The sequence below is a fragment of the Tetragenococcus koreensis genome, from assembly GCF_003795145.1.
Taxonomy (GTDB): Bacteria; Bacillota; Bacilli; order Lactobacillales; family Enterococcaceae; genus Tetragenococcus; species Tetragenococcus koreensis.
Map to the genome: position 1 here is coordinate 2,246,855 of NZ_CP027786.1, position 20,256 is coordinate 2,267,110.

General features: G+C 37.9%; 16 protein-coding genes and 1 pseudogene. 13 read left to right on the top strand and 4 right to left on the bottom strand.

Annotated features, from left to right (window positions below; translation table 11 throughout):
• Positions 1 to 36: 36 nt before the first annotated feature.
• On the bottom strand, positions 37 to 726 hold the full coding sequence (locus C7K43_RS10780) for a prepilin peptidase (RefSeq protein ID WP_124006848.1): 690 nt from the start codon (positions 724 to 726) through the stop codon (positions 37 to 39).
• A 224-nt stretch (positions 727 to 950) separates the two neighbouring features.
• Here C7K43_RS10780 and C7K43_RS10785 point away from each other — a divergent pair, with 224 nt between their 5' ends.
• Positions 951 to 1,424, top strand: a complete 474-nt coding sequence (locus C7K43_RS10785; protein WP_124006849.1) for a Dps family protein — start codon at positions 951 to 953, stop codon at positions 1,422 to 1,424.
• Between the two features lie 112 nt (positions 1,425 to 1,536).
• Here the strand turns inward: C7K43_RS10785 and C7K43_RS10790 are convergent.
• Positions 1,537 to 2,846, bottom strand: a pseudogene (locus C7K43_RS10790) (ISL3 family transposase).
• A 398-nt stretch (positions 2,847 to 3,244) separates the two neighbouring features.
• On the opposite strand from C7K43_RS10790, the gene serC reads away from it, so the two are divergent.
• From serC to abc-f, 5 genes are all read left to right on the top strand, one after another.
• On the top strand, positions 3,245 to 4,330 hold the full coding sequence (gene serC, locus C7K43_RS10795) for a 3-phosphoserine/phosphohydroxythreonine transaminase (protein ID WP_124006850.1): 1,086 nt from the start codon (positions 3,245 to 3,247) through the stop codon (positions 4,328 to 4,330).
• A 1-nt stretch (position 4,331) separates the two neighbouring features.
• Positions 4,332 to 5,516, top strand: a complete 1,185-nt coding sequence (locus C7K43_RS10800) for a phosphoglycerate dehydrogenase (protein WP_124006851.1) — start codon at positions 4,332 to 4,334, stop codon at positions 5,514 to 5,516.
• 2 nt (positions 5,517 to 5,518) lie between these two features.
• Positions 5,519 to 6,745 (top strand): DUF1015 domain-containing protein, encoded by a 1,227-nt coding sequence (locus C7K43_RS10805; RefSeq protein ID WP_124006852.1) that lies wholly within the window; start codon positions 5,519 to 5,521, stop codon positions 6,743 to 6,745.
• A gap of 299 nt (positions 6,746 to 7,044) precedes the next feature.
• A complete protein-coding gene (locus C7K43_RS13615; protein ID WP_264371077.1) occupies positions 7,045 to 7,170 on the top strand; it encodes a hypothetical protein in 126 nt (41 codons plus the stop codon).
• A 122-nt stretch (positions 7,171 to 7,292) separates the two neighbouring features.
• Positions 7,293 to 8,879 (top strand): ribosomal protection-like ABC-F family protein, encoded by a 1,587-nt coding sequence (abc-f, locus tag C7K43_RS10810; RefSeq protein WP_124006853.1) that lies wholly within the window; start codon positions 7,293 to 7,295, stop codon positions 8,877 to 8,879.
• A 288-nt stretch (positions 8,880 to 9,167) separates the two neighbouring features.
• On the opposite strand, the gene C7K43_RS10815 is transcribed toward abc-f, so the two are convergent.
• Positions 9,168 to 11,513 carry an ABC transporter ATP-binding protein/permease gene (locus C7K43_RS10815; protein ID WP_124006854.1) on the bottom strand — a complete coding sequence of 782 codons (2,346 nt, stop codon included), beginning with the start codon at positions 11,511 to 11,513 and terminating at the stop codon, positions 9,168 to 9,170.
• Positions 11,514 to 11,763: 250 nt separating this feature from the next.
• On the opposite strand from C7K43_RS10815, the gene C7K43_RS10820 reads away from it, so the two are divergent.
• The 3 genes from C7K43_RS10820 to rplS all read left to right on the top strand — a co-directional run bounded on the left by C7K43_RS10820 (position 11,764) and on the right by rplS (position 15,374).
• On the top strand, positions 11,764 to 13,524 hold the full coding sequence (locus C7K43_RS10820) for a glycoside hydrolase family 13 protein (RefSeq protein WP_124006855.1): 1,761 nt from the start codon (positions 11,764 to 11,766) through the stop codon (positions 13,522 to 13,524).
• Positions 13,525 to 13,842: 318 nt separating this feature from the next.
• A complete protein-coding gene (locus tag C7K43_RS10825; protein ID WP_124006856.1) occupies positions 13,843 to 14,895 on the top strand; it encodes an aspartate-semialdehyde dehydrogenase in 1,053 nt (350 codons plus the stop codon).
• 128 nt (positions 14,896 to 15,023) lie between these two features.
• A complete protein-coding gene (gene rplS / locus C7K43_RS10830; RefSeq protein WP_124006857.1) occupies positions 15,024 to 15,374 on the top strand; it encodes a 50S ribosomal protein L19 in 351 nt (116 codons plus the stop codon).
• Between the two features lie 760 nt (positions 15,375 to 16,134).
• Here the strand turns inward: rplS and C7K43_RS10835 are convergent.
• Positions 16,135 to 16,494 carry a MerR family transcriptional regulator gene (locus tag C7K43_RS10835; RefSeq protein WP_124006858.1) on the bottom strand — a complete coding sequence of 120 codons (360 nt, stop codon included), beginning with the start codon at positions 16,492 to 16,494 and terminating at the stop codon, positions 16,135 to 16,137.
• A gap of 192 nt (positions 16,495 to 16,686) precedes the next feature.
• On the opposite strand from C7K43_RS10835, the gene C7K43_RS13765 reads away from it, so the two are divergent.
• From C7K43_RS13765 to C7K43_RS10855, 4 genes are all read left to right on the top strand, one after another.
• Positions 16,687 to 16,848 (top strand): hypothetical protein, encoded by a 162-nt coding sequence (locus C7K43_RS13765; protein WP_226996784.1) that lies wholly within the window; start codon positions 16,687 to 16,689, stop codon positions 16,846 to 16,848.
• A complete protein-coding gene (locus tag C7K43_RS10845) occupies positions 16,845 to 17,624 on the top strand; it encodes an SDR family NAD(P)-dependent oxidoreductase (protein WP_124006859.1) in 780 nt (259 codons plus the stop codon). The genes C7K43_RS13765 and C7K43_RS10845 overlap by 4 nt, the downstream gene beginning before the upstream one ends.
• A gap of 223 nt (positions 17,625 to 17,847) precedes the next feature.
• Positions 17,848 to 19,401: an IS21 family transposase gene (gene istA, locus C7K43_RS10850; protein WP_124006860.1), complete on the top strand. Its 1,554-nt coding sequence runs from the start codon at positions 17,848 to 17,850 to the stop codon at positions 19,399 to 19,401.
• The gene (locus tag C7K43_RS10855; RefSeq protein ID WP_124006861.1) at positions 19,379 to 20,152 is read left to right on the top strand and encodes an ATP-binding protein; all 774 of its coding nucleotides are present in this window, start codon (positions 19,379 to 19,381) and stop codon (positions 20,150 to 20,152) included. Before istA ends, C7K43_RS10855 begins: the two co-directional genes overlap by 23 nt.
• The last annotated feature ends 104 nt before the right edge of the window (positions 20,153 to 20,256 follow it).

Below are 20,256 nucleotides of genomic sequence, written 5' to 3' on the forward strand. Positions count from 1 at the left end.
GAAATTATAGAGCCGCTTTTTTTTGCATTAAATTAGCTATAAAAAATGAACAATCAATAGTCCTAAACTTAAAAAGGGCACAAAAGGAAGCTGCAGCGTTTTTATTTGTTTAGAAGTAGTAAGAGAAATGACTAAATAAGTTATTAGAGCAGTTAAACTGGCAACAAATAAAAGTTGGGCGATTTCCATGGGAGAAAGCCAGGGAACCCAAAACAAGAGTAATAGTAAATCTCCCATTCCCATTGCTTCTCTAAAGAATAAAAGAACAATGCCACAAATAAACAAATAAAGTAAAATGCTTTCCCAATAAAAGGGCATTTTTAAATAGAATAATAGACCAACTAAAGTTAAATGGGTGGGGTAAAAAATTCTTGGTTCTACAATTAAATAATAAATATCTGTTAATGAAAGTAATAAAGCAGCTGTTAACCAGTATAAAGCTATCAGACAATCTCCCACTGTTGATTGATTAAAGCTGAACAAAAAGATAAAACCATATAAAATTTCAGTAGTAAAGTAAGTAAATGAGATTTTTTGATGACATGTTCTGCAACGAAAATTTAGTAAGAGAGAGGAGAGGATAGGAATCATCTCCCAAAACTTCAATGTTCGTTTGCAATTTGTACATTGTGACCTTGCAATAATAAATGGCTGACTAATGGGTACACGTTCTGCTATAACACATAAAAATGAACCAAAACAACTTCCTAATATAAAATAGAACATATAATTTCCTCCCTTGTTCTCTTCTAAATATAAGTACGCAAAAAAAAGCGAAATCCATTATTTTTATTAAAAATAATTAACAGCTGAATTTGGTGGGGTTAATATAATCACTGTTATCAAGAGCTTTTTTCTATTTGAGAAAAGTTCTCAAATAATGTATTTAATTTTACTTTTTCGCTCATTCGTATTATGTTTAATGTATTGAAATAGAGGAGGAATTATACATGAAGTTTGGTAAAACAAAAGAAACGTTGAATCAATTGGTAGCGGATTTGAGTCAGTTTGCAGCTGTTATCCATCAAACCCATTGGTATATGCGGGGGCCAGGATTTTTGACGTTGCATCCAATGATGGATGATTATATGGATGAAATCAACGATCAACTAGATGTCATTGCAGAACGTTTGGTTGCATTAGATGGTTCTCCTTATTCAACATTGCAGGAATTTGCAGACCATACTGGAATCAAAGATGAAATCGGCACTTGGGATCGTCCAATGCCAGAAAGATTGGAAATTCTAGTATCTGGCTATCGTTATTTAGCGGACCTTTACCAAAAAGGGATTGAAATTTCCGGAGAAGAAGGCGACGATAGCACGCAAGATATCTTTATCGCACACAAAACAGCTATTGAAAAGAATATTTGGATGATTCAAGCTCATCTTGATCGTGCGCCAAATAACGATCCAGCTGAATAAGAAAACTAATCACTTAAAAACTTATCAGAAACCTACGACAATTTTGGCTCTTTGTCAACTGGTGTTGGTAAAGAAAACTCGATAAATAAAGGAAGCAGTTAGGCGCTATGGTCTAGCTGCTTTTTTTAGTTTGTATAGGTAAGGGTCCGGGTTGGAAATACTTTCCTCGGTATAAAAAGATCCGTTGCCGAAAGTTCTCAAAGCTATGGAAACCATAAGCGACTCGTTTTAGGACTTTAATATGATTATTTAAACCTTCTAAAGGACCATTAGAGTAAGGCACCGTTAAAGCCAGCCGGATCTCTTGTCGATACTTGCGAAAGGTCTTGACTACGGGCTGAAACGGGTCAGGAAGCTGAGACAAATCGGTTTTTAATAATTGATCCAAACGTTCGATATCTTGCTTATGAAATGCAGAAAGGAACGATTGATAGATTTTATAGCCTTGTCTAAGCGTGGAATGATAACTTAATAAGCGGTCGACAATCTCTTGCTCGGTTAAATGATCCCGAAAACTAGGCCGCCAATATCGTTTTTTGTAATCCAGTGCCCAAGCTTTTTTCTGTAGAAGTTTCCAATATTTTTTGAGGTGCTTATATTCTTTTTGCCGACGGTTAAAGGTGTTCATCACTTGTTTCCGTTGTTGTTGGAAAGCTCGCCCAATATGTTGGCTCATATGGAAACGATCAATGACTAACTGCGCATTAGGAAAAAGGGCTTTAACTAAGGAAGCATACGGACTGTAAAAATCCGAAACGACATAGTGCACCTTGGCTCTTTCCTCTCTAGGATAACGAGCGAAAAAGGCTTCTAAATGAGGCAGTTGTCGATTAGCGACAATCTCTAAGAGTTGCCGCGTTTTCCCATTCATCATAATAAAACTCATGGCACCAGAAACTCGTTTGACCGATTGAAATTCATCAAAACAAAGTACTTCCGGTAAGGAAGTATTGGGGTTAGCTGTTTAGGTTGAAAACTATGCAGCACACGTAAAACTGTCGTCGGCGAAACATGCTTCAACCGGGCGACCATTGACATCGACAAGGGTTGAGCTAATTTTTCTGCAATGGCGAGTTTGACGCGTCGAGCGATCGAACAATGACGGTCCGCGACACTGGTTTCGGCGATAGAAGTTTTCCCGCAAGTTTTACAACGAAAACGTTGTTTCTTCATTTTAAGTAAGGTTTTGTATTCACTCACATCGTTAAGCTGAATCGTCACTTCCTTGAATCCCCATTTCATTAAACAAGCCGTATCTTCTTCGCCACAGTGAAAACAGGCTTGTGGACGATAAGAAAGCTGACCATAAAAGACAAAACAAATGACGCCGTTAATGGCTTCTTTTTGGAAACAATCTTCTTCAAAAGTCAGATTTAAGTCTAGGATATCTAGGATTTCTTTAGTATAATGAGAGATGGACATCTTGAAACACTCCTTTGGATATTTGTTTGGTACCTTTATTCTACGGGTTTTCAAGGTGTCTGTTTTCTATTTTGCTCAGAAAATATAAAAAAACTAGTATGGGCTACAAGAAAATCATTCTTGTCTACCAACACTAGAAATTATAGAGCCTGTTATTTCTGCTCTGTTCTATTATCAAACTATAAATTGGACCGGGCTCCTCTTCATTTTTTTATAACCATTATAAATAACGCTCATGTAGACCGTTAAAAAAAATGGCAATACCTAAATAGCTAAAATGAAAATTATTAGATTTTTCAGAACTGTCACAATAATTTCTTTTTAAACTATAGGGAGTCTGCTATAATGAATCAAACATCTTGACTATAATTTCTAACAAACAAGAGGAGTGGAAGAACATGACGATTTATAATTTTTCAGCTGGTCCAGCAGTTTTACCTGAACCAGTACTAAAAAAAGCGCAAGAAGAGCTTTTAGATTACCAGGGTAGCGGAATGTCTGTAATGGAATTGAGTCACCGTTCCTCCTTGTTTGAAGAGATTATTGCCAACGCCGAAAAATTATTGAGAAAATTGATGAATATTCCTGAAAATTATCACGTTTTATTTTTACAAGGTGGTGCTAGCTTGCAATTTTCTGCAGTACCTCTTAATTTAGCACAAAACAAAAAGGCCCTTTATATTAATACGGGTTCATGGGCGGAAAAAGCCATTGCGGCTGCTAAAGATATCCATACTGTTGATACGCAAGTGATTGCATCTAGTGAAGATAAAAACTTTGCCTATATTCCGCAAATAACCAAAGATTTGCTTGATAAAGATGCTGCTTATCTTCATATCACAACCAATGAAACGATCGGTGGAATTAGCTATCAAAAAATACCTGATACGGGAGACATCCCGCTGGTCGCCGATATGTCGTCAAACATCTTAACCAACGAATATAAAGTATCCGACTTTGGCGTTATTTATGCAGGCGCTCAAAAAAATATGGGTCCAGCGGGTCTGACAGTCGTCATCATACGCGATGATTTATTAAATGAACAACCGCTGTTTGCACCGATGTTGGATTATCGTCTGCAAGCAGATAAACACTCAATGTACAATACACCGCCCACTTTCAGCATTTATATGGCCAAACTGGTTTTTGAATGGCTGCAGGATTTAGGCGGCATACCGCAAATTTTAAAATACAATCAGCAAAAAGCGGGGCTATTGTATGATGCAATCGATCGTTCTGCTTTGTTCCAAAGTCCAGTAAACAAAAATGATCGTTCGCTAACCAATATTCCCTTTTTAACGAATAGTGACACATTAAATCAAAAATTCATCCAGTTAGCGCAAGAACAAGGCTTTGAAAATTTAAAAGGCCATCGCTCTGTGGGTGGCATGAGAGCCAGTCTCTACAACGCTTTCCCGCTTGAAGGCGTACAAGCATTGGTTGATTTTATGGAAAAATTTGAAAAAGCACATGGAGGAGAATAAAATGCATCAAATTAAGACATTTAACGCCATTGCCCCTGAAGGTATGGCACGTTTAGAAAAAGAAAAGTATGCGATTAACGAAAGCGAACAACCGGAAGGAATTATCTTACGTAGTAAAAAGCTGCAAGAATCTGAACTGCCTGATTCTGTTCTAGGTGTAGCACGTGCGGGAACAGGGGTTAATAATATTCCTGTTGATTTATGTACGGAAAAAGGAATTGTGGTTTTTAATACACCCGGAGCGAACGCTAACGCCGTAAAAGAATTAGTTTTGATGAGTTTGCTACTCAGTGTTCGACCGGTGATTAGAGGGATTAACTGGCTGCAACAAGTCACGGGTTCTGACGTAGAAGAACAAGCAGAAGCGCATAAAAAACAATTTGCGGGCCGTGAATTAGAAGGAAAAAAATTAGGGGTCATTGGGCTAGGTTCGATTGGCGCGATGGTGGCTAATGACGCTTATCGATTAGGCATGGAAGTCATGGGATACGACCCTTATGTTTCAGTGGATACAGCATGGAGTATTTCGCGACGTGTTCATCGTGCGAAAGAAATCAGTGAAATTTTTACTAGCTGTGACTTTATTACGGTACACGTTCCACTGCAAGAAAAAACATTTCATTTAATTGGTCAAAAAGAAATTGCTATGATGAAAAATTCCGCTCAGTTGTTTAACTTTGCTCGTTCTGAGATTGTCGATAATTCTGCGGTAATTGAAGCGATCGAAGCGGACGAATTAGCTGGTTTTACCACTGATTTTGCTGACGAGAAGTTATTACATCATGATCATATTACTGTATTGCCCCATTTAGGTGCATCCACTGCAGAAGCAGAGACGAACAGTGCAAAAATTGCTGTACGCACCTTAAAGAAATTTATTGAAACCGGCGTAATCAAACGTTCAGTGAATTTCCCACCCGTTGAAATGGCTTTTCACTCGCCATATCGTATTACAATCATTAATCGCAATGTCCCAAATATGCTAGGGCAAATTTCGGCAGTGATTGCGGATTCTGAGATTAATATTGATAATATGATTAATCGCGGGCGCGACGATTACGCCTATACTTTAGTTGATATTGATGAAAATGATGAAAGAAAAATTGCGGATGTAGTGGAAAAATTAAGAGCAACAGATGACATCATTCGCGTCCGTGTGATTAAAAAAGAGGAGGTGCCATATTAAACATGGTTGTTGTACGTCCATTTAAAGCGATCCGTCCAGAAGCAACGCTTGCCGATAAAGTTGCTGAACTGCCTTATGATGTGGTGGATTCGGCAGAGGCACGCGCTTTGGCACAAGATAATCCTTATAGCTACTTTCATATCGATAAAGCAGAGATTGACTTACCGCAGAGTATTTCGCCTTATGACGAAGCGGTCTACCAAAAGGCAGCGGCTAATCTGGCTGACTTTTTGCAAAAAGGTTGGTTGGAAAAAGACGGACAAGAAAATTATTATTTGTATCAATTAACCATGGATGGCAGAAGCCAAACGGGCTTGGTTGCTTGTACTTCAATTGATGATTATGCTGAAGGAAAGATCAAAAAGCATGAGCATACACGCCACGAAAAAGAAATTGATCGGATGAATCACATTCGTAGTTGCGATGCAAATACGAGTCCGATTTTTCTTAGCTATCGGGAAAATCAAACGACTCAACAATTGATTCGAAACTGGCAGGACACTCACGAGGCTATTTATGACTTTACTAGTTACCATAACGTTCATCATAAAGTCTGGGTGCTTGATGACACAGCAGTAATTAAGCAACTAGAAGAAGCTTTTTCTTCATTGGATGCCTTATATATCGCAGATGGCCACCATCGGACAGAGTCGGCTGTGAAAGTTGGCTTAGAAAAGCGTCAAGAACAAACCAACAGCGCAGAAAGTGATTCCTTTTTGTCGATCCTATTTCCTGAAGATGAATTATTAATCAAAGAATATAATCGCGTTTTAGACGTGGAAATACCTAGTGATTTTTTTGAACAATTGCAGGAAAATTTTGAGGTAGAAGAAACGACGGAAAAAAGTCCGAGCGCTCCTGCAGAAATGATGATGTATCTGGCAGGAAGCTGGTACAACTTAAAAGTAAAAGAAAATAACATTCCCACAGATCCGGTGGGTAAACTAGATGTGTCATTGCTACAAAATTTATTGATCGCACCGATCTTTGATATCCAGGATGTGAGAAGCGATAAACGCATTGATTTTGTTGGTGGCATTCATGGACCGCAAAAATTAGAAGAACTGGTTGATAGCCAAAATGGAACGGTTGCTTTTTCCATGTATCCTACGAAAATGCGCGATCTCTTACAAGTGGCAGATGCTAAAGAAATTATGCCGCCGAAATCTACCTGGTTTGAACCGAAACTTTTAAGCGGATTGTTTTTACACGATTTGGAGACGAAATAAGCAATGAAGCGCTGTTGACTAAAGAAAACGGACTTTTGATTAGCTGAACGGGCGCTAATGTTAGAGATCGTTACTTATAGATACTAGCAGGTTTAATGGAAAAATTTTTCACTAAACAGGGGGAGTCTTCCAACGAATATAGTCCCCATCTTTCGCATTTCAGGGAGTAAATTAGAGAAACACTCCCTGTTTGCTCTTCTTTAATCTAATTCTAAATTGACTAAAATCGAGCTTGTGTAAGCTGAAAAAATCCGTTATACTCTTAGATAATTCATTAGACAAAGGAGGGAACATATTAAATGGTAAGTATGATTAAAATAACGCCGAGTAAAAACTACCAACGGTATCATATTAGTTTTAGTCATGCGATTGGTTTTACAATGGCTGTTAGCGGGAGAAGTGTATCCAAAAACAGTATATTTTGATAAAATCAATGACCATTTCGTAAGTTTCCATTTTTCATTAGAAGAAAATAAATAACGAGGTCATGGATGATTCCATGACTTTTTTATTGTCAAAATACGAATGGTCTTAAAAGGAGAAGACCATGCTTATACAAATCAATAAAATCAATAAAAATTTTAGTGGAACACCACTTTTTGAAGAATTATCATTAGCCATAAATGAACAAGAAAAAATAGGACTTGTCGGTGCAAACGGGACAGGAAAAACGACACTCTTTCAAATTATTACTGGAACAGAAGGTGTTGCTGAAGGCGTCGTTAGCCGAAAAAAAGGGTTGAAAATCGGCTATGTGTCACAAATTTTTGTAGAAAGTAATTTAACTGTTTTTGATTATTTAGATCAGAGTTTCCCTAAATTACAAAGACTACAGGAACAATTGCGTGTTTATGAAAATAAAATGACTGATCCTACAACAGACTTAGAACATGTAATGAGGGTTTACGGGAAATTGCAGCAAGAATTTGAAGATGCTGGCGGTTACGAATTAGAAGATCGGATGCTCAGCACATTGAAAGGTCTAGGCCTGGAAGACAAGACTCACGCTAAAATAACTACAATTAGCGGTGGCGAAAGAGTCCGGGTGGAATTAGCTAAGGTGCTTTTACAAGAGGCGGATCTTTTGTTGTTAGATGAACCGACAAATCACCTAGATTTAGCCGGGATTAATTGGCTAGAAAATTATTTAAAAACAACCCAAGCAGCCTGTTTGGTAATTTCTCATGACCGAATGTTTTTAGACCATATTACCGAAAAAATTGTCGAAATCGAAGATGGCTCACTTATTGAGTATCCGGGAAATTACAGTCGCTACGTGCAACTAAAAGAAGCCCGGATTGCCGAAATCACTAAAGATTACGAGCTTCAACAAAAAGAAATTCAACGTATTCAACGAATGATTCGCCGCTATCGACAGTGGGGAAATGAAGGCGATAATGAAGCGTTTTTTAAAAAGGCAAAAGAACTAGAACGTCGGTTAGCTAAATTGACCATAGTCAAACCTCCGCAGACACCTAAAAAACGTTTAGAAGGAATTGAACAAGCGAACCGTTCTGGCAAAGAAGTGGTTATCGCCCAAGGTGTTGGAAAAATAATGGGTGAACGTCTGCTATTTACTGATAGTACATTTACCATTTATCGTCGAGAAAGAGTGGCTATTTTAGGAGAAAATGGTTCCGGAAAATCGACATTACTGCAACTGATTTTAGACAAAATGCTACCTGATGAGGGAAAGCTAACGCTGGGCTCCAGTATCAAGGTTGGGTATCTACCACAAACAATTGCTTTTGATCAACCGAATCAACGTATTTTGGATTTTGTAAAAGAAATTTTACCGCAAGAACAAAAAGCACGGCAAACGCTCGCTCACTTTGGCTTTTATAGCGAAGATGTTCATCGACGCATTAAAGATCTTTCTGGTGGGGAACGTGTACGAATCTATTTGCTTAAACTTTTTAACAAGCAAATTAATTTTTTAATTTTAGATGAACCGACCAATCATTTGGATATTTATGCCCGAGAAGAAGTCGAAGAGTTGTTAAGTGAGTATACTGGCACACTTTTAGCTGTTACTCATGATCGTTACTTTTTAAAAAAGAATTTTAATGATGTACTGATTATCGCAGATCAGAAAATAAAGAAGAAGCCAGTTGACTTCTGGAGTGATGTATAAAACTAGGAAACTTTACTAGCTATAATTATAGCTGGCTGTTGTAATAGCGAAATGACCCCCCATAATCATAGCTATTGGGGGTCGTTTTTTCTGATGTACCACCAATAAATTACCAATTGGTGGGAACTTTCCTTATGTGCCACCAATCGTTTATTAATTGGTGGCATATCTGCTAACGTACCACCAATAACGAATAAAATTGGAGGCACATCTTTTGATGTCCCTCCAATATTGTTAATATTAAAAATTAGCGTGTCTTTTTCTTTGAACAAACGCAAGGGTTTGAAATTACTCGGCGCGCAGGGCAATTGCAGCGTCTTTTTTAGCAGCCATTCGTGCTGGAATGTGTCCGCCAATCATAGTCAAAACAGTGCTGACTATAACCAAAGTAAGAGCGTGCATTGGATCCAATTGGGCCACATTTTCTAAATCGGTCAAATTTAGCAATACCGCATTAATCGGGAAAGTTGCTAGATAAGCAATGAAGACGCCTAATGTACCAGAAGCGACTCCTAAGATGGCAGTCTCAGCGTCAAATACCCGTGTAATATCTTTTTTCCGTGCGCCTAAGGCTTTTAATACCCCGATTTCTTTGGTTCGTTCTAAGACCGAAGTATAGGTAATGATACCGATCATAATCATACTTGTAACTAGTGAAATACCAGCAAAAGCAACCAAGACATAGGTTATAGCATCCATAATACCGCCTGTCAGTTCAGTCATGGTACCGGCTAAATCGCTATAAATGATTTTATCTTCGTTATCTTTTCCTTCATTATAATCATCCAAATAATCCAATATTTGTTCTTTATCATCAAAGTTATTTGGATAAATCATCACGCTATAAGGAATTTCACTAGCGCCTAAAGCATCCAATAAGTTATCTTTGGCTGTATCGTCGATATCTTCGCTGGTCATCACATTTGTGTCGCTATCTTCTTGCGCTTGAACGATATCAGAATCTTGGTTATGATCGATGACTTTTTGTGCAAGAGCGTCACTATAAGCAATACCCGGAGCTAAAAGGTCCATGGTTGATGATTCTTTATTACGAATGACTCCTGAAATGGTTATTTCTTCATTATCATCATTGTCATAAACTTCATCCAAATCTTGATTTGGAATAAAGTTTCCAGTTGGCAATTCTTCATAGAAAGCATCGTTGTAGGCTAATGTAACAGTTGTGCCCACAATATCATCAAAAGAAACGTTGTCGCCATCCTCTAGGTCAAAGCCTAAATTATTTAATGCATTAATATTGGTTTCGTTATTTTCATCAACGACTAACACCACATCATTGGTATCTTCAGGAAAAGAACCATCTAAAAGTTGATAGTTATCTTCTAAAAAGTTTCCTTGCGAATCATCCAGTTGTTTTGGAAAAGAAGAAACGCCCACTCCGGTTTGAGCTGCCATCATCGACATCATTGATTCTGCTTGTGATTCATCTTCTGAACCATTTGAAAATTGAACTAGTTCAGGATCGCCATCGATTTCACGCAGTAAATTCATGTTAGCAAGTCGAGTGTATCCGATGTTATTACTTAATGCTGGATTGATGTCATCGACATAGTCGATAAAATCTTGATCGATGTCATTGGTTCGCTGAGAGCGATCTTCATCACTGGTTTTAGCGGTAACTTCATCGTTATCAGGAAAAGTTCCCTCGTTGGAGCGTTGATCTTCAAAATTTTCCGGATCTTGATCAGTTGTTTCGCGTGAGATCGTGATCGGAAATTGGGCCAGGGTTTCTGATTGAGTTTGATCAATTTGCTTTTGAAAACCCGAAGATAAAGATAACACAATCGCAATACTAATAATTCCGATACTTGAGGCAAAAGCAGTCAAGAAGGTGCGGCCTTTTTTAGTTCGAATATTATTAAAAGATAAGCGTAGTGCAGTTAGAAAAGTCATTTTTGTATGTTTCAAATCAAATGGCTCTTTTTTCTTACCTTCAACATGAGGGTTAGAGTCATCCGTCACGCGACCATCCGCAAAATTAATCGTCCGATCCGCATATTCATGAGCTAAGTCAGCATTATGGGTAACCATAACCACTAGTTTGTCTTGCGCCACTTCTTGAATAAGATTCATAATTTGAGTACTAGTTTCTGAATCTAAAGCTCCGGTGGGTTCATCACAAAGCAAAATATCAGGATCGTTAGCTAGTGCTCGAGCAATGGCCACACGCTGCATTTGTCCGCCTGATAATTGACTAGGTTTTTTATGGATGTGTTCTTTTAAACCTACACGTTCTAGAGCTTCTTCTGCTTTTTTTCGACGTTCTTTTTTTGAGACACCACTTAATGTCATGCCTAATTCGACATTATCGATAATGCCTTGGTGTCCGATTAGATTATAGCTTTGAAAAATAAAGCCGATGGAATTGTTACGATAAGCATCCCAATCCTTGTCTTTAAAATCTTTGGTGGATTTGCCATTAATGACCATATCGCCAGAATCATACTGGTCAAGTCCGCCGATAACGTTTAAAAGTGTCGTTTTCCCGGAACCACTTTCTCCAAGAATGGCAACAAATTCTTGTTGGCGAAAAGCAACCGAAACCCCATCTAAAGCTTTGGTTACGGTGTTTCCTACTTTATAATGTTTTTTTATGTCTCTTAACTCGAGCATGTTCATTCTCCTTGCATTGGAAATAATGAAAAATTGTTTTCATTTATTTTCAAAGCGTAGCATAACTTTTTGGAAAATTCAACGCTGGCATGTGAGGATCCGTCATTCTTAAGGCTTTTTCAACAAACAAATAAGATAGCATCTGGGATTGTAAATGTAATTTTTTTCAAGTGAAAAACTAGTGTATAATTAATTGTGTAAGCGCAATCTTTATATAAAATACAAAACATACTTTGAAGGAGTAAACACTATGAATACTGCTGCAATCTATCACCGTCCCGAAAGTGAATTTGCTTATTTATACGATCAAGAAGTACTGCATCTAAGGCTGCGTACTGCTAAAAGCGATATTTCGCAGGTACAGCTTATCTGGGGAGACCCTTATCTAGTAGAAAAAAAGAAAAGAGAAAAGCCGATTGCAATGACGAAAGGCCTATCGTCTGACTTACACGATTACTGGTTTGCTTCAGTCAAGGCACCCTTTAAACGCTTGTCTTATGCCTTTGCCTTAACCGGAAAAGACCAATTGCGCGCTTTTTATGGAGATCAAGGTCTATTTCCATTAACAAAAGATGTAATGGAGACGTCCAATTTTTATTTCCGTTTTCCTTATTTTCATGAAGCGGACCGGTTTAAAGCTCCTACATGGGTAAAAGAAACGGTCTGGTACCAAATCTTCCCCGAACGCTTTGCTAACGGTGATCAGGCGAATGATCCTGAAGGCACTTTGACTTGGGGGTCAAAGACGCCGGATCGACAAGATTATTTTGGTGGCGATCTGCAAGGTGTGATTGATCATTTGGATTATTTAGTGGATTTAGGAATTAACGGCATTTATTTTTGTCCTATCTTTAAAGCTTACTCAAATCATAAGTATGATACGATTGATTATCGTAAAATTGATCCAGATTTTGGCGATGAAAAAGTCTTTAAAAAATTGGTGGATGAATGTCATAAGCGTGGGATAAAAGTTATGCTGGATGCCGTCTTCAATCATATGGGCGATCAGTCGCCGCAATGGCAAGATGTTTTAGCAAAAGGTGAAAACTCAAAATACGCTGATTGGTTTCATATCAATGAATTTCCTGCGACATATAAAGCCAGTGATGATTTTGAAGAGGCGTATGATATTACCTATGATACCTTTGCCTTCACTCCACATATGCCAAAACTCAATACCACTAACCCAGAAGTACAAGAATATTTACTTGCGACAGCTAAATATTGGATTGAAACCTTTGATATTGACGCTTGGCGTCTAGATGTTGCTAACGAAGTAGATCATGCCTTTTGGAAAAAATTCCGTCAAGTATGTGATGAAACGAAAAAAGACTTCTATATTTTAGGTGAAATCTGGCATTCTGCCCAAAAATGGTTAGAAGGCGATGAATTTCATGGGGTCATGAATTATGCTTATACCGATGCTATTATGGGGTATTTTGTAAAAGAACAACTTTCTTTGGAGGCGATGATTTCTGCGATGAATCAACAGTTAATGTTGTATCGCGATCAGACCAATCAGGTTCAGTTTAATGTGTTAGATTCGCATGACACCCCGCGTTTATTAACTGAGGCAAAAGAAGATAAGGATTTAATGAAACAAGTGATGGCATTTACTTATCTGCAGCCGGGTGTTCCTTGCTTGTATTATGGGGATGAGATAGGTTTGTCTGGCGGAGCGGATCCCGAATGTCGCAAATGTATGATCTGGGATGAAAAAAGACAAGACCAAGAATTGTTGCAGTTTGTTAAACAGCTGATCGCTTTGCGTAAAAATTGGCAAAAAATAGTCAGTCAAGGAACGATTCATTGGTGTGAAATAAATGAACAAAACGGATTACTTATCTTGGAACGAAAATTATCTGGGAAAACACTACGGGCAATTTTCAATACAGGTGAACAAAAAATAACGCTAGAAGAACGAGGTGAAGTTATCTTCACAAATTTAACTGAACAAACAGAACAAAAAACGGTAATACAAGAAAAAGGATTCCTAATTGAAACGCTTTAATAAAAAAGAAAAGCAAAAAAGACAAGGTCATATGTACTCATCCTTGCCTTTTTTGCTTGAATAAAGGATATAAATCCAATACACATTGCGAAGAATCTTCCCCAAAATTCTTCTACTTTGATTATAGCTGAAACTAGGGGGATTTCACAAATAAAATACACTGGATAAATGAATTTTCCTTTTCATCCGGAAAACGGACCCATTTAGCAGGTTTTCGTACAGTTGATTAACAAAATTTTTTAAAGCTAGAAGGTAGTATTTTGCATGCCATATGTTAAAATGATACAAATAATAAAAGAGAAAAGGAAGCGGTTGTAGATGAGTGATGGATATAGCGTAGCAGTTGTCGGAGCGACAGGAGCTGTCGGCACAAAATTAATTGAAATGTTGGAACAAACGAATTTGCCAATTAAAAAAATAAAATTGCTTGCTTCAAAACGATCAGCTGGCCGCAAACTTTTGTTTAAAGGCGCAGGGATTTTTGTTGAAGAACTTGTCTCAGAAGCGTTTGATGACGTGGATATCGCGCTTTTTAGCGCAGGCGGCAGTATTTCAGAAAAATATGCTCCTGAAGCAGTCAAACGTGGTGCGGTGGTTATAGATAATACCAGCCAATTTCGCATGGATAAAGATACGCCTTTAGTAGTGCCTGAAGTAAATAAAGAAGCTTTGAAAAATCATCAAGGGATCATTGCGAATCCGAATTGCTCGACTATTCAAATGATGGTGGCACTTGAACCCATCAAACAATTAGCAGGGATTGATCGTGTGATTGTATCTACCTATCAAGCAGTCTCAGGAGCTGGGGCACGGGCAATTGAAGAAGTAAAACAACAAGCTCGGGAAATTTTGGATGGTGAACTTCCTGAGAATCTAACAACAGAAATTTTACCTGTTGCTAGTGATAAAAAACATTATCCATTGGCTTTTAACGCTTTAGCACAAATTGATGTTTTTTCAGATGAAGACTATACAAAAGAAGAATGGAAAATGGTCAATGAAACGAAAAAGATCATGGAAGATAACCAAATTAAAATTACAGCGACTTGTGTTCGTGTACCTGTGATCAGTGGCCATTCGGAATCAATCTATGTAGAAACCAAAGAAAAAAGCACTGTCGCTGACATTCGTGCAGTTTTAGAGAAAGCGCCTGGTGTGGTGGTAGAAGATGATCCCAGTCAACAAATTTATCCGCAAGCCATTAACAGTGTAGGTGAAAAAGACACCTTTGTAGGACGGATTCGTCGTGATTTGGACGTTGATAATGGATACCATTTATGGGTGGTTTCTGATAATCTATTAAAAGGCGCAGCTTGGAATTCCGTACAAATTGCTGAAAGCCTACATGAGATGGACTTAGTTCGTGTTTGAAAACGGAAAAATTCTTTACATTGATATGAAGGTATGGTAGTATATCTCAGTGAGTAAATTGCTCAACTATTACGATATTCCGCTGAGAAAAAGATCTCAAGAGTATTTGGGAATAAGGAGAATGTAAAATGGATCCATTGATTCAAGAATTAACAAAAGAACAATTGCGTACAGATATTCCTGATTTTCGTCCCGGCGATACAGTTCGTGTCCACGCTAAAGTTGTCGAAGGTTCACGCGAACGTATCCAAATTTTTGAAGGTGTTGTTATCAAACGCCGCGGTGCTGGAATTAGCGAAACATATACCGTACGTAAAGTTTCAAACGGTGTAGGGGTTGAACGTACTTACCCATTGCATACACCGCGTGTTGACAAAATTGAAGTTATCCGTCATGGTCGTGTACGTCGTGCTAAATTGTACTACTTACGTAACCTTCACGGTAAAGCAGCGCGTATCCCAGAAGCAAGAAGAAAATAAAATTTTCGCTTGTTTATCTAAGTTTATGACGCGAAGGAAACCCTTGTCTATCAAGGGTTTTTTTGTTTGCCATTTTTTAAAATGAAGCAAAAGGTCATTGTTTTTGCCTTGGATTTTCCCATTTTGACTACTTTTTGGTTCTTAAAAACACCAAAATGATGACCGAATTTAGCAAAAATCGAGTCCGGATTGATAAAATGGAAAAAAATACCATTTCAATTACTTCAATGATAAAAAGGAGTTAGAACGTGTTCCTTAACGAAATAAATTAGGAGTATGGTTGTGGCTGTATGAGGCAAAATAAGAAAATTATTTGGAAAGATAAAAGTGATTTAGAGTTAATTTTGACACTCAACAATTTTATTGAAAAAATGAGATTGCGAGTGTGTCTCTTTATCAAAAATGTTTAAATGATATGTCAAAAGAAAGAAGAAAATAAATTTCTGGCTTATATGACTAAGCTTAAGACACGAAAGCCCTTGTTCAGCAAGGTTTTTTTAAACAAACAAAAAATCGTCGTTTTCTTCTTGTTTCTTGCTTATTTCAAATCGTGTTGAGATTGTAAGTAATTTATACCTTGAGTACTGTCTACATTAGTACAGAAAATTATAAAAATTACGATCGCAAATTACTATGTTTGATAAAAGGGTTAGCACAATACCAATGTTTTAGCCAAGCATGAAAAGAAAATCGCAATTTTGTTTGACATGGAGTTCTGTTTAGCACCTATTATAACTGTAGAGATGAGGAAACAAAGTCATTATTCTTCGGTCATTGTCCGATATATATCTATCTTGGCTTTTAGAAAATTAAGGCTTTTTTGGGTCTGTTCTAATTCTACAAGCAATTCGTCGTATCTTTTCTGCAGCAGAGACAATCGTAAAGATGCAGTTTCATCCCCTTGATATCTGAGAGTGGCATATTCTCTCATGTCGGATATTTTCATACCAGTCATTTTGAGACGTTTGAGAAATTCAATCCAAGTAATATCTTTTTCATCGTAAACACGTCGGTTACTTGAATTACGAGTTGGGACGATTAAACCTTCTTTTTCATAAAAGCGTAGTGTATCAATTGAAAGATTTATTTTTTTGGATATCTCTCCGATTGAGTAATTCATGTGAAACACCTCATTTCTATTTTAATTATACAACAGCCATCTATGACGTAAAGAAAAGTTTAGATACTTTCTGTTGTGAACGTTAACTTTTTATGGAAAGGGGTAATTCTGAAGATTTTATTTCACAAGCAATTGCAGTTAAAAGAAAAATGAAAATTTCTGCTGAAAAATGACTATCTCATTAAAGGAGCTATAGCATTAGAACATCCATTAGGAGCATCGGGCTGTAGAATTATTGTAATGCTAATACACGAAATGGTTAGAAATAAACAGACAATTGGGTTTGCAAATTTTTGTATTGGCGGAGGTATGGGATATGATAAACATTCGTTGGTTATGAGGAGGTTAAAATGAGTAAATATGTATTAATTACAGGAGCTAGCTCAGGAATAGGGCGAGAAACTGCTAGAAAGTTGGCAAAAAGAGGAAAAAATTTAATTTTAGTTGCAAGAAGAGAAGAAAGGTTACAAGAAATTAAAGACGAATTATTAACTGAGGATCCATCGCTTGATGTAATCGTTAAGGGATTTGATTTGACAGATACTGAAGGAATTAAAAGTTTTTGGGACAGCCTAGATGAATATAATATAGAGACCTTGGTAAATAATGCTGGTGCAGGAATGTATTCTCTTATTAAAGATCAAGAGTACGAAAGGGTTCAATCCCTACTTAAGTTAAATGTAGAAGCGTTGGTTTTATTAACAACATTATTTGTACAGAAGTACAGTGAAATTGAAGGAACTCAAGTAATTAATATTTCGTCCGCAGGCGGATATACCATTGTTCCAACTGCAATTACCTATTGTGCCAGTAAATTTTTTGTTAGCTCTTTTACAGAAGGATTGGCCTTAGAACTAAAAGAAACAGGAGCAAAACTCCAAGCCAAAGTGTTAGCTCCAGCTGCAACCAAAACTGAATTTGGTAAAGTAGCGAACAACGTTGACGAATATGATTATGATAAAGCTTTTCCTAACCATCATAGCGCTGAACAAGTGGCGTCGTTTTTAATGGAGCTGTATGATCATGATGCGATTATTGGCTATATTAGTCGAGACACTTTTGAGTTTAAAATGAGAGATAGTTTTTTTGATTCTTCGTTTGGCGAAGGAAACAATCAAAAATTAAAGTAACAAGAACTAGGTGGATACGCCGCTCTCAAAGAACCACTTTGACGGAATGGATAGAGCCAGTTAAAACGCCATTTTGAGAACCACCTGAATCGCTAAATCTAGAGCCAGTCAAGCTAATGATCCTTCTACGGATCACTAGCTTTTTTGCTTCCTTGGGCAAACTCCGGTATAAATAAAGTGTGCAAGGGGGTACTTTGTACAAAATTAATTGGAGGTGGCAATAATGCCCAACTATTTAGAGATTCTCAGGCTTCACGAATTGTCGGTGAGTATGCGACAAATTAGTCAATCAGTCGGTTCTGGACGCAATACGGTCAGTAAGGTCCTACAAATGGCACGAGAAAAGCAATTAACCTATCACGAATTGTCGCAATGGGAGGAACAACGCGTGGAGGAATTCTTTCGTTCTAAAGCCACGAAATCTAGCCAGAGACAGTCGCATTTTGTCCTACCGGACTATGAACAGTTAGCCAAAGAACTCGCCAAACCAGGCGTCACCATGCAGCTTTTATGGGAAGAATATGTGGATCAATGCCGACGATCGAATCTTGTTTATTATCAGCTAACCCAGTTCAAAAAGTATTTTCATGAGTATTTAGCCAAGCAGCCTTTTGCCCACGTCATTCATCACAAAGCAGGAGAAAAAGTCCAAGTAGATTGGGCAGGAACGAAAGCTCATTGGATCGATCCGGATACGGGCGAACAAATCAAGGGCGATCTTTTTGTCGCTGTTTTGCCCTTCAGTGGGTATTCCTTTGCTTTAGTTTGTCCCAATATGAAGCAGGCAAGCTGGATTCATGCGCATATTCAATGTTTTGCCTTTTTTGGAGGGGTTCCTACGTTAATTATTCCGGATAACCTAAAAGTGGGAGTAACCAAACACACGCGCTCAGAAGTGATTCTTAATCAAAGCTATGAAGAATTTGCGAACGCTTATCATACGGTCATCATCCCTGCACGCATACGCAGACCACGTGATAAAGGGGCTGTTGAAAATACGGTGAAGCAATTGACGACGCATTTAATCGCTCGTATGCGTAACTATCAATTCTTTAGTATGGAGGAATATAATGAACAGTTAGCGATTGAGTTACGAAAATTTAATCAGAAACCCTTTCAAAAGAAAACGGGTTCTCGCCAATTCATTTTTGAAACCATAGAACAAGCCGCTTTACAGCCATTACCCATCTATCCTTATGAGTATGGTGAATATAAAACCGCAAAGGTTTACGCCAACAGCCATATTAGTTATCAAAAACATTACTATTCTGTTCCTCATGCTTACATTGGAAAATCAGTCACTTTAAAGATCTACACGAAGGTTTTAAAAGTTTATGACGGAACGACATTTTTATGCCAACATGATATGCAATACAAACATCCTGGACAATATACAACAGAGGCGGAACATTTACCTGAAAATAGTGCGCATTACGGTGACTGGAATAGTTCTCGTTACCAAAAATGGGCACGACGTATAGGCCCTAACGTGGCGATTGTGGTGGAAAGAATGTTTTTGGAAGCCAAAATTGAACAACAGTATTATCAACGTGTTCATGCATTATTAAAATTGGCAGACCCCTATTCCGACCAAAGATTAGATCAAGTCTGCCAACAAGCTTTAGAAAAGAATGGCACTCCTAGCTACTCTCTCCTCAAATCACTACTTGAAAAGCAAGCTAAGAACGCTTCTTTTTTCCAGAATAGCACGTCATCCACCCAGGAACAAGCTTATTTGAGAGGAGCCGATTATTATGACAACGACTTTTCCAAATAAAAGGCTCGAAGAGCTAACACAAAAATTAAGGCAGATGCGTTTGCCTATCATGGCCGCTCAATTACGCGCGATTTATACAGAAGAATCGGTCGATTCCATGACACCCCTGGATCTATTGGAACAACTCGTTACCGAAGAATTTTATACTCGTAAACAAAATGCGATCGATAGGAATCGCAAAAAAGCGAAACTATCAAACACTACAGCTCATTTAAGAGACATCCATCACTCTCCCGAACGAAAAATCAATGCGCAAGTACTGGAGCAATTAGCCACCAATCAATACATTTATTCCCAACGGAATGTGATCATCCAAGGAGCTACCGGCACAGGAAAAAGTTATATGGCTAACGCGCTTGCCAACCATGCCCTTGAAGCCAGCTATACTGTAAGATATTTTCGTATGACAGAACTCCTCAACGAGTTACACTTAGCTGAACTGGAACATGAAATGGTCAAACGGCTGAAACAATTAACCAAAGTGGATATTCTTGTCATTGATGATTTTCTCCTCACCCCTACAAGTGAACTTGAACAAAAATATTTAATGGAAGTTTTTGAACTGCGCAACCGCTCCAAACCGCTTATTTTATGTTCCCAAATGAGTACCGCCGAATGGCATAAAAAATTAGGCGGTGGCGCCATAGCCGATGCCATATTAGATCGAGCGATCTCTAATGCTTATCAACTAATCATTGAGGGCAGTTCTCAACGAAGAGCTCCTTCGACTGGTTCCAAAAACAACGATTAAGAGGGATCCCAAAAACGCGATTTACGTGGTATCGTAAATCGCGTTTTTATGGCTCTTTGGCGACGCCGTTTGCACTAGGTTCATTTTCATTTTTTACGAGAAAA

Bases quoted from the DNA above. Each gene is read 5' to 3' on its own strand.
- C7K43_RS10780 (WP_124006848.1), bottom strand. From the start codon at position 726: ATGTTCTATTTTATATTAGGAAGTTGTTTTGGTTCATTTTTATGTGTT.
- C7K43_RS10785 (WP_124006849.1), top strand. From the start codon at position 951: ATGAAGTTTGGTAAAACAAAAGAAACGTTGAATCAATTGGTAGCGGAT.
- serC (WP_124006850.1), top strand. From the start codon at position 3,245: ATGACGATTTATAATTTTTCAGCTGGTCCAGCAGTTTTACCTGAACCA.
- C7K43_RS10800 (WP_124006851.1), top strand. From the start codon at position 4,332: ATGCATCAAATTAAGACATTTAACGCCATTGCCCCTGAAGGTATGGCA.
- C7K43_RS10805 (WP_124006852.1), top strand. From the start codon at position 5,519: ATGGTTGTTGTACGTCCATTTAAAGCGATCCGTCCAGAAGCAACGCTT.
- C7K43_RS13615 (WP_264371077.1), top strand. From the start codon at position 7,045: ATGGTAAGTATGATTAAAATAACGCCGAGTAAAAACTACCAACGGTAT.
- abc-f (WP_124006853.1), top strand. From the start codon at position 7,293: ATGCTTATACAAATCAATAAAATCAATAAAAATTTTAGTGGAACACCA.
- C7K43_RS10815 (WP_124006854.1), bottom strand. From the start codon at position 11,513: ATGCTCGAGTTAAGAGACATAAAAAAACATTATAAAGTAGGAAACACC.
- C7K43_RS10820 (WP_124006855.1), top strand. From the start codon at position 11,764: ATGAATACTGCTGCAATCTATCACCGTCCCGAAAGTGAATTTGCTTAT.
- C7K43_RS10825 (WP_124006856.1), top strand. From the start codon at position 13,843: ATGAGTGATGGATATAGCGTAGCAGTTGTCGGAGCGACAGGAGCTGTC.
- rplS (WP_124006857.1), top strand. From the start codon at position 15,024: ATGGATCCATTGATTCAAGAATTAACAAAAGAACAATTGCGTACAGAT.
- C7K43_RS10835 (WP_124006858.1), bottom strand. From the start codon at position 16,494: ATGAATTACTCAATCGGAGAGATATCCAAAAAAATAAATCTTTCAATT.
- C7K43_RS10845 (WP_124006859.1), top strand. From the start codon at position 16,845: ATGAGTAAATATGTATTAATTACAGGAGCTAGCTCAGGAATAGGGCGA.
- istA (WP_124006860.1), top strand. From the start codon at position 17,848: ATGCCCAACTATTTAGAGATTCTCAGGCTTCACGAATTGTCGGTGAGT.
- C7K43_RS10855 (WP_124006861.1), top strand. From the start codon at position 19,379: ATGACAACGACTTTTCCAAATAAAAGGCTCGAAGAGCTAACACAAAAA.